The 12,888-nt window shown below is 48.6% G+C and carries 8 protein-coding genes; 5 read left to right on the top strand and 3 right to left on the bottom strand.

The genetic code is table 11. From position 1 onward, the window contains the following. Nucleotides 1–56: 56 nt before the first annotated feature. On the bottom strand, nt 57–848 hold the full coding sequence (gene asd / locus MKX41_RS19490; RefSeq protein WP_340972719.1) for an archaetidylserine decarboxylase: 792 nt from the start codon (nt 846–848) through the stop codon (nt 57–59). An 86-nt stretch (nt 849–934) separates the two neighbouring features. Continuing rightward, nucleotides 935–2,029, bottom strand: coding sequence for a YheC/YheD family endospore coat-associated protein (locus MKX41_RS19485; RefSeq protein ID WP_340972718.1), 1,095 nt, complete (start codon nt 2,027–2,029; stop codon nt 935–937). Between the two features lie 238 nt (nt 2,030–2,267). Between MKX41_RS19485 and MKX41_RS19480 the strand changes: the two genes are divergently transcribed. From MKX41_RS19480 to MKX41_RS19460, 5 genes are all read left to right on the top strand, one after another. Continuing rightward, on the top strand, nt 2,268–8,033 hold the full coding sequence (locus tag MKX41_RS19480) for a WIAG-tail domain (RefSeq protein ID WP_340972717.1): 5,766 nt from the start codon (nt 2,268–2,270) through the stop codon (nt 8,031–8,033). Nucleotides 8,034–8,240: 207 nt separating this feature from the next. Then, nucleotides 8,241–9,083 carry a glycosyltransferase family 2 protein gene (locus tag MKX41_RS19475; RefSeq protein WP_340972716.1) on the top strand — a complete coding sequence of 281 codons (843 nt, stop codon included), beginning with the start codon at nt 8,241–8,243 and terminating at the stop codon, nt 9,081–9,083. Further along, on the top strand, nt 9,080–10,063 hold the full coding sequence (locus MKX41_RS19470) for a glycosyltransferase family 2 protein (protein ID WP_143764120.1): 984 nt from the start codon (nt 9,080–9,082) through the stop codon (nt 10,061–10,063). Before MKX41_RS19475 ends, MKX41_RS19470 begins: the two co-directional genes overlap by 4 nt. After that, nucleotides 10,060–10,797 carry a glycosyltransferase family 2 protein gene (locus MKX41_RS19465; RefSeq protein WP_042191509.1) on the top strand — a complete coding sequence of 246 codons (738 nt, stop codon included), beginning with the start codon at nt 10,060–10,062 and terminating at the stop codon, nt 10,795–10,797. The genes MKX41_RS19470 and MKX41_RS19465 overlap by 4 nt, the downstream gene beginning before the upstream one ends. Nucleotides 10,798–10,844: 47 nt before the next feature. Continuing rightward, nucleotides 10,845–11,576 carry a sugar phosphate nucleotidyltransferase gene (locus tag MKX41_RS19460; protein ID WP_042191506.1) on the top strand — a complete coding sequence of 244 codons (732 nt, stop codon included), beginning with the start codon at nt 10,845–10,847 and terminating at the stop codon, nt 11,574–11,576. A 178-nt stretch (nt 11,577–11,754) separates the two neighbouring features. Here MKX41_RS19460 and MKX41_RS19455 read toward each other — a convergent pair whose 3' ends face one another. Then, on the bottom strand, nt 11,755–12,633 hold the full coding sequence (locus MKX41_RS19455; RefSeq protein WP_042194468.1) for an AraC family transcriptional regulator: 879 nt from the start codon (nt 12,631–12,633) through the stop codon (nt 11,755–11,757). Nucleotides 12,634–12,888: the final 255 nt, after the last annotated feature.

The following is a 12,888-nucleotide window of genomic DNA, read 5'->3' as shown; positions in this document are numbered from 1 at the left end:
CGGCGCCGATTTTTAATCGGTTAGGGATACCCTTATTTTGTTATATCGTAGCTTTACTAAAGCGGCCGATGTAGCGTCCCCAGCATTTCCCCCATCTTTACCTTCGTGTTGACCTCAAGCTTGGGTCTCGGGGTAAAAGTACCGCTCTCCATAAGCAGTACTACAGTGGAGCCGAACTCGAAATAGGCTAGATCATCGCCGATTTGCCACTCGGTAGCGTTAGCATCCGTATACCCGATGCTGCTGACGTTCATCGCGCCTACCTTTACTACTGCGGTTTCTCCGTAGTCTCCGGCGATATACGTGATAAGACGTTCATTGCGATTCAGTACGCCCTTCATATGTCGCATGCCGAAATCGTTGACAGGATAGGCTCGTCCACGAATATGATCACTCTCAACCTTATGTCCAGTAAGGGGAGAGTGAATCCGGTGATAATCCGTAGGACTTAGATAAAGGACGAAGAAAAAACCTCTCTTGTATAGCTCCAGATGCGGAGAATGATTTAGTAGATCCTCGATCTTATAATCCTGCCCTTTTACATTCATAATCGTACCAGAGGAAATGTCACCCATAGCAGTAATCATTGCATCTACGGGACTAACTAAAGCGTCAGCATCGGTTGCAATAGGCCGCATGCCAGGCTTCAGCCGGCGGCTGAAAAACTCATTAAGAGTGAGATATTCTCCAGGATTCTTCTCCGCTTGGGCGGAGGGGATTTGATAAGTCTTAATAAATACCGGGATTAGAAAACGGCTGAGTCTACTATGAGAAAAAGACCCCATTAACCGTGAAAGCCATCGGTGCGAGGATAGCTCGGTCATTAGCCGCAGCAATTGTTTTACCATGCCCATCTCCCTTCCATAATACAGCAGTACGGTCGTATGTGGCCGCCTTCTGCTCTGCATTATATTGACATAGAATAGGAGACAAATCAATAACTGTTATATATGAGGCTGTTCTTTTCTAGTAAAAAACGTGCGTATCCCATAGGTCTTCGGTAACTCTCCTTCCAAATCTCCGTAAGGCCGGCTTTGTGAAATCCATAGCGTTGGTCGCGGCCATTGCATTCTATGAAAAAGATGCGACCATCCTTTGTAATGCCTATATCCAGTCCGATATCGGCCAGCCCTGGAAGGTCTTGTTCGAGACAACGAGCTATAACAAGGCTAAGTGTTTCGACAGCCATACGGATATGGGCCGATATTCCTCTAGAGAAGGATTTTTCCAGCGCAAAGGAAGAGCTTAACGCTTCTCCTCCACGGGCTATATTAGAGACAAACCCCCCAGGGGGTGCTAGTTTAGCAAAGAGACCGGTAACCTGCCAATCGCCTCCCCAGCCGCGTTGAACGGTGACGCGTAAATCAAAGGGACGTCCTCCAATCTCAGCAAGGGGAATACGCTCCTGCACGAGATAAGGGACAGAGGCAAGGCGTGCCCGGAGCATTTTTGGCAGCGCCCCCTGATATACGGGAGTGCTTATCCAGCGCCGCATGGAGGGGGAGAGATAATTTAAGCTCCAGCGCTGAGGCCCTTTACGAACCAGTCGCATGACCCCATTCCCAATGCTTCCACGGCAAGGTTTAAGAATAAGATCGGGGTAACGATTCATCATTTGTTTGAGTCCAGATACGCCAGTTGTTGCTGGCAAAACCTCACGCAGCTCTTCATGCTGCTCAAGCAGTTCATGGATCTCATCCTTGCCGTATCGATTGCAAGTATTGTACACCAAAGGATGGTGCCGCAGCAGACGTTGCATTCCTGGGCTATTCTGGCTGTATATGGCCCGGTTATGGATGACAGTTGGCGTAGGAACTACTACGCTTTTATATCCATGAGATCCCTTTATATAGGCGGCGCTGAAGCCTGAGTCTGTATTGATGTCCGCGAGCTTCAGAAAGCAGGGGACTAAGCCGTATGCAGCGGCCGCCTCTTCATAATTGGATAGAGACTCCTGTCCTGTTTTTAGCCGGGGAACGCCCCGGTGCATATCGGCATTTAGTAGTATTCCAACGAGCTTATGCCCCATGTTTGTTCCTCCTGTTTCTTCGGTCACGTGATTCCCGTTTTACTACTCTAGTCATTGTATGTTTGTACCCGCATGTCAGGGTGGACGAATGCGCGGCGGCAGAAGCCTTTTTTTTAATATAAGAAATTAAAAATTTCATCAGAATCTTATAAAGGGCTTATCGCAAAAAGGTGTCATCAGCCCATACCGCTGCATATGATGCCTAGGAGAAACAATAGATGGAAGGAGGAGACTGCTTGTGAGGGGTTCCAAAAAAAAGCAGCCGCGCAGTCCACAAAAACGACTCTATTTTGTAGATAATCCCAATACAGAGGAACTGAGTATGCTGGATACCAAAAGCAGCTCTAAGGATTCAGGGAGTATCAGTGACGGAGTCAGCAATTCAGAGATTGCGGAAGTTCAGGTAAGTGGAGGAGGAGTAGCTGAAGTCGTTCAAGAGGAATCAATTTCCGTACCAGTTCTGCAACCAGAGCCAGAGCCTATAGTGGAAGAGCAGCTTCAGAAACAGGCGGATAATCTTCCTGAAACGATTTGGTTCGCTCCCGAGAAAGAACGGTTTCAGCCTGTTTATACAGATGATCTATCAGATGCAGCGGTTACTGGAGCCAAAATTGCTCCACGCACCATTGACGGTTCTAAGCTGAAGTTCGGCATTATTGGTACACCATGGCTGCAAGATTACGCTGTGCAGAGTATCAATATCGCGGACAAGGCAGTTACTTCTTCGAAAATCGCGCCTGAATCTATAGTGGGTGAGCATTTAGCAGAAGGAAGCGTTAGTGGTGGAAAGCTGCTGGATCATTCCATCAGTGGAGAGAAGCTGAAGAACGGTAGTATTAGTCCAGAGAAGCTGGCTGATCGGATTATAGGCGGCGGTCAAATTGCGGATAAATCAATTGAGAGCCGTCATTTGAGCGATCTGATTATTACGGCGGATCTACTGGAAGATGGCGCGGTTACTGGTGAAAAAATAGGAAGTAGCAGTATCACAGGCCGCCACGTGGCAAACGGGAGTATTGACCGTTCCAAGCTGGCTGAGGCAGCGGTATCTGGCGATATTATAGCCGATGGAGAAATAAGCAGCTCCAAGCTGGCTGATGCTGTTATTGAGGGGCGCCATCTTAGCGATGCTCTGATCACCGCCAGACATTTGGCTCCGGGAGCGATCGGTCCAGAGCAGCTTGCCAGCAAGCTGATTGGCAAGGGACAGCTCCAGCCGGGTGTGATCGAAGGTGCACATGTAGCGGATGGTGCTATTGGTTCCAAGCAGCTAGGTGCAGAAGTAGTGAGAAGCATCCACCTAAGTGCAGAAAGCGTACACGGTTCCCATATCAGCGACGGGGAAATAACGAGTCGCCACCTAGCTGACCGAAGTATCTCCTTTTTAAAGCTAACAGAGGGTGCGGTAGGTACTGCACAGCTAGTTGAACAAGCGGTCACCTCATCGAAAATCGCTGATCAAAGCATACTCGCACATAAGCTAGCAGATGAAGCTGTAACCACCAGACATATTGCCAAATCCGCCATACGCGGACCGCAAATCGCTATGCAAGCTGTTTCCTCTAATCATCTGGAACGTGAGGCTGTGAACCACTCCCATTTAGCTTCGGAAGCGGTAGGCTCGGAGCAGCTTATGGATGAAGCTGTGCATACGGATCATCTATCCTCTGGTGCTGTTACTGGAGAAAAGCTGGCTTCAGAGTCTGTGGGTGCAGAGCATCTGCGTCCACAGAGTGTTACATCCGCCAAGTTAGCGGACGGAGTGGTAAGTTCAGCTAAACTAGCAGCAGGATCGGTGATTGGAAGCACGATTGCTCGGGAAGTGGTGAGTGGGGAGCATATTGCTTTTTGTGCTGTGGAGGAGAAACATCTAGCAGATGCCAGCGTGAGCGGTCGTGCCTTGCAGGATGCTGTAGTGGATAAAGATCATCTTGCCACTGGAGCTGTGGAACGGAGACATCTCGGTGAAAATAGTGTGACTACCGCTGCGATTCAGTCCGGCTCGGTTTCGGGAGATAAGCTGGCTTCTGCTGCGGTAAGAGAGATTCATTTGGCCGCTGGAGCAGTGCAGCCACATCATCTGGCTGATCATGCGGTGACATCGTTAAAGCTGTCCCCCGAAAGTGTATCGACGGATAAAATTAGTGATTTGTCGGTCACTTCGGCTAAGCTTGCTGATGGAAGCGTAGATTCCAGTAAATTAGCAGTGTCGGCAGTTCAGGCAGAGCATTTATCTGTGAATGCAGTTCATTCAAAATCCATTAGCGATAGTGCGGTTCAGAGCAGACATATGAATCCGGGAAGTATCGGCGGGGCGCATATCCGGCCGTTGTCCATCGGAAATGGTCATATCATTCCTAATTCCATCTCTTCGATTCAAATACAGGAGGGCAGCATTAGCGGGTCTAAGCTGGCCAAAGGGGCTGTGGATTCCCAGCATCTTTCACCGGGCAGTGTAGACGGCAGCCATCTATGTATGGATACGATTGAAGGACGTCATATCGGGCATGGTGAGATCAAGCTGGCTCATCTAGCCGAAGATGCACGTAGTTCCGACTTGCTGCCAGAAGGCAGTGTTACCGGAGAGAAGCTCGCAGAAGAATCCGTAGATTCTATTCATCTAGTACCTGCAAGTGTAGACGGAAGTCATCTGAGGCTGGGTGCAGTAGAAGGTCGTCACATTCAGCATGGTGAAATCACACTGGCTCATTTGGCAGAAGAAACGTTTAGCTCTGAGCTACTGCCTAACGGTAGTATTACCGGCGAGAAGCTCGCTGAGGAATCCGTAGGTTCTATTCATCTCATGGCCGGAAGCGTAGATGGCAGTCATCTGAGCTCGGATACAGTGAAGGGACGTCATATTGGGCACAGTGAAATCACCTTAGCTCATCTAGCCAAAGATGCACGTAGCGCAGACTTGCTCCCAGATGGCAGTATTACCAGAGAAAAGCTGGCGGAAGAATCTGTGAACTCAAATCATCTTATACCTGGAAGTGTGAATGGCAGCCATCTGAGCCCGGATACAGTAGAAGGCCGCCATATCGGGTACGGTGAAATCACCTTAGCTCATCTAGCCAAAGATGCACGTAGCGCAGACTTGCTTCCAGACGGCAGTATTACCAGAGAAAAGCTGGCGAGAGAATCTGTAAATTCAAATCATCTAATACCAGGAAGTGTGGATGGTAGTCATCTGAGTCCGGACGCAGTGGAAGGCCGTCATATCCGAAATGGTGAAATCACATTAGCTCATTTGGCAAAAGAAACGCGCAGCTCTGAATTGTTACCCGACGGTAGTATCACCAGTGAGAAGCTGGCAGTAGAATCCGTAGATTCAAATCATCTAGTACCAGGAAGTGTAGATGGCAGTCATTTGAGTCCATACGCAGTGGAAGGTCGTCATATTCGAAATGGCGAGATTACGTTAGCTCATTTGGCAAAAGAAACGCGCAGCTCTGAATTGTTACCCGACGGTAGTATCACCAGTGAGAAGCTGGCAGAAGAATCCGTTAGTTCTATTCATCTTGAACCTGGAAGTGTAGGGAGTAGTCATCTGAGTTCGGGTGCAGTAGAAGGCCATCATATCGGGTATGGTGAGATTACAATGGCTCATCTAGCACCAGAGACACGCAGCTCAGAATTACTGCCGGACGGCAGCATTACCGGTGAGAAGCTGGCAGAAGAATCCGTTAGTTCTATTCATCTTGAACCTGGAAGTGTAGGGAGTAGTCATCTGAGTTCGGGTGCAGTAGAAGGCCATCATATCGGGTATGGTGAGATTACAATGGCTCATCTAGCACCAGAGACACGCAGCTCAGAATTACTGCCGGACGGCAGCATCACTGGTGAGAAGCTGGCAGAAGAATCCGTAGATTCAAACCATCTGGCACCAGGAAGTGTAGATGGCAGTCATTTGAGCTCAGGTGCAGTAGAACGACGTCATATCGGGTACGGTGAGATTACCCTGGCTCATCTAGCACCAGAAACACGCAGCTCCGATTTCCTGCCAGATGGTAGCATTACGGGTGAGAAGCTAGCAGAAGAATCCGTTAGTTCTATTCATCTTGAACCTGGAAGTGTAGGGAGTAGTCATCTGAGTTCGGGTGCAGTAGAAGGCCATCATATCGGGTATGGTGAAATTACAATGGCTCATCTAGCACCAGAGACACGCAGCTCAGAATTACTGCCGGACGGCAGCATTACCGGTGAGAAGCTGGCAGAAGAATCCGTAGATTCAAACCATCTGGCACCAGGAAGTGTAGAGGGCAGTCATTTGAGCTCAGGTGCAGTAGAACGACGTCATATCGGGTACGGTGAGATTACCCTGGCTCATCTAGCACCAGAAACACGCAGCTCAGAATTACTGCCGGACGGCAGCATTACCGGTGAGAAGCTGGCAGAAGAATCCGTAGATTCAAACCATCTGGCACCAGGAAGTGTAGAGGGCAGTCATTTGAGCTCAGGTGCAGTAGAACGACGTCATATCGGGTACGGTGAGATTACCCTGGCTCATCTAGCACCAGAAACACGCAGCTCCGATTTCCTGCCAGATGGTAGCATTACGGGTGAGAAGCTGGCAGAAGAATCCGTAGATTCAGTTCATCTTGTACCAGAAAGTGTGGATGGTAGTCATCTGAGCCCGGGTACAGTAGAAGGACGTCATATCGCATACGGTGAAATTACCCTAGCTCATCTGTCAGAAGAGGTTCGTAGTTCTGATCTGCTGCCGGACGGCAGCCTTACCGGAGAGAAGTTGGCAAAAGCATCCGTAGATTCAAATCATCTTGTGCCTGGAAGTGTAAATGGAAGTCACCTGAGTCCAAGTACAGTAAAAGGCCGTCATATCCGGCACGGAGAGATTACTCTGGCTCATCTGTCAGAAGAGGTTCGTAGTTCTGATCTGCTGCCAGATGGTAGCATTCCTGGTAAGAAGCTGGAGGGTGGATCCATTCATGCTTTCCATCTGGCCCCAGGCAGCGTGTATGGGGGGCATTTAGCGGGGGATACGATAGATAGCCGTCATCTGCGATCTGGGTGTATCACCTTGAAGCATCTGTCAGAAGAGGTGCACAGCTCCGATCTGTTGCCGGATGGCAGCATAACAGGTGGAAAGATTGAAGGCGGAACTATCCAATCATTCCATTTGGCCCCAGGTAGCGTCTTTGGTGGGCATTTGGTAGAGGAAGCGGTGGATGGTCATCACATTCGATCAGACAGCATCACCTTGAAGCATTTGTCAGAAGAGGTCCGCAGTTCCGATCTATTGCCGCAAGGCAGTATTACTGAAGAAAAGTTAGCCGAAGGCTCAGTGAATGCTTTACATTTGCAGTCGTGGAGTGTGTACGGAGAGCATCTGGCTGACAAAATCGTAGAGGATCGGCACTTGCAGCCTGGTATCATCAAATTGGAGCATCTCGCAGATGAAACTCGCACCTCAGCGCTGCTTCCGGATGCAAGCATCGATGGAGCCAAGCTGAAGGCAGACAGTATTGATTCCGTTCATCTGATTGAGGGTAGTGTAGGCACGAAAGAGCTTCAGGACGAAGCGGTGGTTGCTTCGAAGATCTCTTCATTTTCTATTCAAGCGCGTCATCTAGAGGAAGAGAGCGTTCAAGATTATCATATTGCCCCCGGCGCAGTAAATGGGTTCCATTTGGCACCGAGTTCTGTAAATGCTGAGCATCTATCCTTCAGTCCGATTCAGACTGCAGGTAAGCGAGAAGCGCTTCAGCAGTTTGGAATGACAGCATTCATGTTCAATGGGGATGCTGAGAGTGTGGAAGTGACCGTATCGTTCGATGAGAACTTTGGTCATACCGGTTATGTGCTCGTCGCCATGACGAATCAACCTTACTTCTATGCTTCCTTAAAGAGCAGAGCCAATGGAGATGCAGTGATACAAGTGGTGCGACTGCGCGAAACTCCGCATTTCTATGGGGTCATCTCTTGGATTGCTATCGGCGCTCCATTAGCCAGACCGGCAGTGGATGATCGTGTGTTTGATTAATTCGCAATGATGATGTACAAAATGCTAAGCGCAGCCGATGGCTGCGCTTTTTGTTGTGTTGTCCTCCTAGCAATTAAGAGGGTGAGTACATTTGTCCTGTTTTCCACATGACAGGAGACAAAGGCCGTTACCCTGTTCGGCGTAGTACATAAACTGTGATGTAACCCTCAGCCTGACGAATAGGCTCTGTAAGGAAGGTGGATGAGCATGAAGCCCAAACGTACTTCTGCCCGCCGCACGGGACGGCGGGTCTCTCGGATCAAACGGCGGACTTCACGCCCAGTGCGGCAAGTCGCCGCAATCCCTATCGTTAACCATCCAAATCCCTATGTTTCTGTTATTATTCCTGCCATGAACGAAGCGAAGACCATTGCGGGAGTGATATCCGGAGCTAGAAGGGTCCATCCGCGCTGCGAGGTTATTGTAATCGTCAACGGATCAGCCGATCAAACGGCAGAAATTGCCCTTTCGCTTGGTGCGCATGTTATTTCCTATGAGTTGCCGCTGGGACACGACGCTGGTCGCAGTGTCGGAGCAGAGGTAGCTAAGGGAGAGGTTCTCTTGTTTACCGATGGAGATTTAGTGATTCCTGCCTCGGGGCTACGTCCTTTCGTCACCGCCATTAGTGGTGGCGCAGACATAGCGCTTAATGATTATTCCGGACCGGTAAGGAGACTTTCGCCCCATCCGGTGGTGCTGTCCAAACATGCACTTAATATTTTACTTGGCCGTCCAGATCTAAAAGGATGTTCGATGACGGCGGTTCCGCACGCAATCAGCCGAAGAGCGCTTGAAATCTTAGGGAGTCAATCATTATCTCGTCCCCCTCTGGCACATGCTCAGGCAGTTCTGAGTGGTTTACGTGTGGTAGCTGCTCACAAAGTGCATGTAGGGAAACTGAATGCAGTCAGACGTAAGGAAGATGGCACAGATCCTTTGCAACAGTTGATTACAGCAGATCATATGGAGGCTGTCACCCTCTTGCTTGAACACCGGGGAAACAGGGCGGGGTTCACCGACGGAACCCGGCGCAGAGAGATGGTGAGATGATGGTTGCTCTGTTACAAGTGTCTGGTAGCTCTGCCGTTCGACGAGGAACAGCAACTCGTACGGTAAAGAAACGTTCAGCATCTAGTCAGGCCAAAACAACACTGGCACCCCGCCAAAGGGTAGCGAATCGTTCGGTAAAAAGAGGCATCCCTACCGCTCGGCCACCGATTCTGTCTCGGCAATCCAAGGTAGGTCGCGAGGTGTTGAATTTACCGAGCTTACGTGGGACCTTGTCAGTTATTATCTCCGCGCGTAACGAGGAGCAGACCTTGGGACGTCTGCTGCAACAGGTATCGCGGCTGGGACCTACTGAAATTATCGTCGTGCTTAACGGTTGCAGCGATAGCAGCTTTCCCATTTCCAGACAACATCGTCAAGCAATAGTTGTGCATTGTCCGGAGTCAGTTGGACATGATGTAGGGCGGGCTATTGGTGCGAAACTGAGTCGAGGAGATATTCTGCTCTTCCTGGACGGAGATATGGTTATCCCTGCATCTCAGCTCGGATTATTCACAGCTGCTGTAGATGGTGGAATTGACGTGGCTCTTAATGATTTGGATCCACTGATGCCTTCTTTTGGATTATGCGATGATGTTACTCGCAGCAAGCTGTTTCTGAATTATGCTCTTGGACGGTACGATCTCGGAGTTAGCTCTATGACGGCTGTCCCTCACGCGCTTTCCCGGAGAGCACTTGAGACTATAGGCTACCGTGAATTAATAGTTCCTCCTAAAGCCCAAGCTCGTTCTGTATTAGAGAAGCTAAGGGTGGAGAAAGTTGGAACGGTGAATGTGATTAAGCATAATCGGCTGCGTCAAGCGAACATAGGCGCTGGAAATGCTGTGGAGAAACTGATCATAGGGGATCACGCAGAGGCTCTCCTTGAGGTGCTTTCCCGTCGAGATGATGGGGGCCTACTTAATAGCGAAACGCAGCGTGAATACCGCAGACAAGTAGCCGCTTGGAGGAACCGGATATGACGATGACTAGTATTATTATTCCGACCTACAACGCGTTGCCACTGCTGCGGTCCTGTGTGGAATCGATACGTGCCTATACTCCACTGCCTTACGAGATCATCGTTGTAGATAATGCTTCATCAGATGGAACGGATGCCTATTGCCGCGCGAATCGTATAACGTTTATTTCGTTGCCTGAGAATCGAGGCTTTCCATCCGCCTGCAATTTGGGTCTACTGCTAGCATCAGGGGATGAATTGTTACTGCTGAATAATGATGTGGTGGTTTCCCATAGATGGTTAACTAATCTGAAGAGATCGCTATATAGTGCTCCTGAAGTTGGTATTGTTGGGCCAGTGACAAACTATGCGAGTGGACGTCAACAGGTGAAGACTGATTATGAAAGTCTGTTAGATTTTCATAAGGCTGCAGAGATAACTAACCGTTCCAATCCTCAAAAATGGTTGGAGACTAAACGTTTGGTAGGATTATGTTTTTTATTCAAAAGAGAGCTACTTACTTCCGTAGGTCTGTTGGATGAGAGATACTCACCTGGACATTACGAGGATGATGACTATTGTTATCGCGCCAGGCTAAAGGGATACCGATTGCTCATCGCAGGGGATTGCCTTGTACACCATGAAGGAAGTGCGAGCTTCAAGCAGGTATACCACACCGGGCTACAGGAGCTGGTGGAACGAAATCGTAAGCTCTTTATGAACAAATGGAATGTGGATCCAACGAGTTTCATATAAAGTGCAGATCCGAAGGCAAAGGACTTAGATAAAGAGGAGGAAAGTAAGTGAAAGGAGTCATACTGGCGGGCGGAACAGGATCCAGACTTCAACCGCTGACCCGGCTTATGAACAAACATTTGCTTCCGGTCGGCAAATATCCTATGGTCTGTTACGGCATAGATCGGCTTCGCCGGGGAGGAATTACCGACATTCTTCTGGTCATCAGCAAGCAGTCTGCTGGTCTGTATACGGATTTTTTAGGCAGCGGTGCAGCATTTGGTGTATCTCTGACTTATAAGATTCAGGAAGCTGCTGGAGGCATTGCAGAGGCTCTCGATTTAGCAGAAGGATTCATTTTCCCTGGGGAACGGTTTGTCGTATTGCTTGGTGATAATCTGTTTATGGATGATCTGACGCCTTACGTGGAGAGCTATCTTCGGCAGCCTGAAGGTACAGCAAAGGTATTGCTGAAGCCGGTGGACGACGCACGTAGATACGGTGTTCCCGTGTTCGATAGTCAAGATTCTGCATGGATTGCTTATATCGAAGAGAAACCCGAGCATCCCAAGACCAAATTTTGCGTAACAGGTATTTATATGTACGATGAAGCTGTGTTTGACATCATCCGCCAAGTATCCCCTTCCAAGAGGGGGGAGCTGGAGATTACCGATGTAAATAATATATATGCTGCTAACCGCAGGCTCAGCTATGATGTTCTCAAGGATTGGTGGAGCGATGCGGGGACGTTCCAGTCTCTGCGGGAGGCGGGAGAGAAGCTGAAGGATGCACTGCCATAAGTGGCAGCGGTAACGTGGAGTGGCCGGCCTTGGGTCGGGCACTCCTTCTTTATAAACTATAAGAAAGTATATCTTTCACCATACTTTGCTTATATTTCTACGAGAAACGGGGGTCGTCCTTATGGACGGCTCCCGTTTTTTCTTGATTGGCGCAGCAGTCCGGACGAAGGACCTGATCTCAAGCTTGCGTAGAGATATTATCTTCATCAACCCGGTTCTGTTTGCGGTATTTGAGCGGTGAGGTTCCGGTCATGGTTTTAAATACTCTTCCGAAATGGGTCAGGTTACCAAATCCTGCACGCTCAGCGATTTCCGAAACGGTTAATTTGGAGTCCTGCAGCAGAGAGCGGGCTTCTTTCAGGCGGGTGTTATTTACATATTCGCTGAAAGTAAAACCGGTTGTGTCCTTGAACGTTCGGCTTAAATGGGAGGTGCTTATGGAGAACCTGTCCGATATGTATTCCAGAGACAGAGGCTCAGCGAAGTTACCGTTGATGAAATGGATGATTTGGGAAATTTTCTTATGGGTCCGGTTCGTTTCTACAAAATGCTCGTTTTGATCCGGAAGCTTTTTTCGTTGGATGAAGATCAGCAGCTCCATCAACAGGATTTTCCGATAGTAGTCGAAATTTGGAGGTCTCTTGGTGTCTTCATGAATCAATTTGCTAAAAAGATTCTCGACAAAGATCTGGTCGTTGCCGCTTAACTTGATCGCATTTGATCTGGAGTGAAAGCAGGAGAAGAGGTCGCATGGAAGAGGGCTGTCCGCAAAAAAGTCGCGAAGGAACTCCCTTTTAAACAATAAAGTAACTCTTTCGTACATCGTACCATTTACATTAATCAGTCTGTGCAGGTCATTAGCGTTAATGAACAATAAAACCCCGCTGACGATTTGAAAGGTTCGGTCTTCTATAAAATAGTACAGCTCTCCAGACACTAAGTAGAGAATTTCATAAGCATCGTGATAATGATTTGAAGGCATACTTGAGACATTTTTTTTCTCTCGGCTAATGTGAAAGGGATCAGACTTATAGAAGTTGATTTCCAGGGGTGTCATCTCCAATCCGGCGGGAATGATCCTCGCAGAAACATGATCCATACCTGAATCAATCGTATCACGTTCATTGACCTGTTGAACAGGATAGAAATTAAATAGCGGTAAAAGTAGAAAATCATTAACAATAACAAAATATGCAGAGATTGAATAGAAATGAATGCGCTATATTTACATATAAATCGTATTTAAGGAGGGGAAAAGAAAATCAGGGTCCGCTGCAAGTGAAAGTTAAAGCGCTTAAACTATTATCTGCGA

This window comes from Paenibacillus sp. FSL R5-0475 (genome assembly GCF_038004585.1).
GTDB lineage: Bacteria > Bacillota > Bacilli > Paenibacillales > Paenibacillaceae > Paenibacillus_AQ.
Note: the sequence above shows the minus strand (reverse complement) of the source record. Positions and strands in the feature narration are given on the sequence as shown.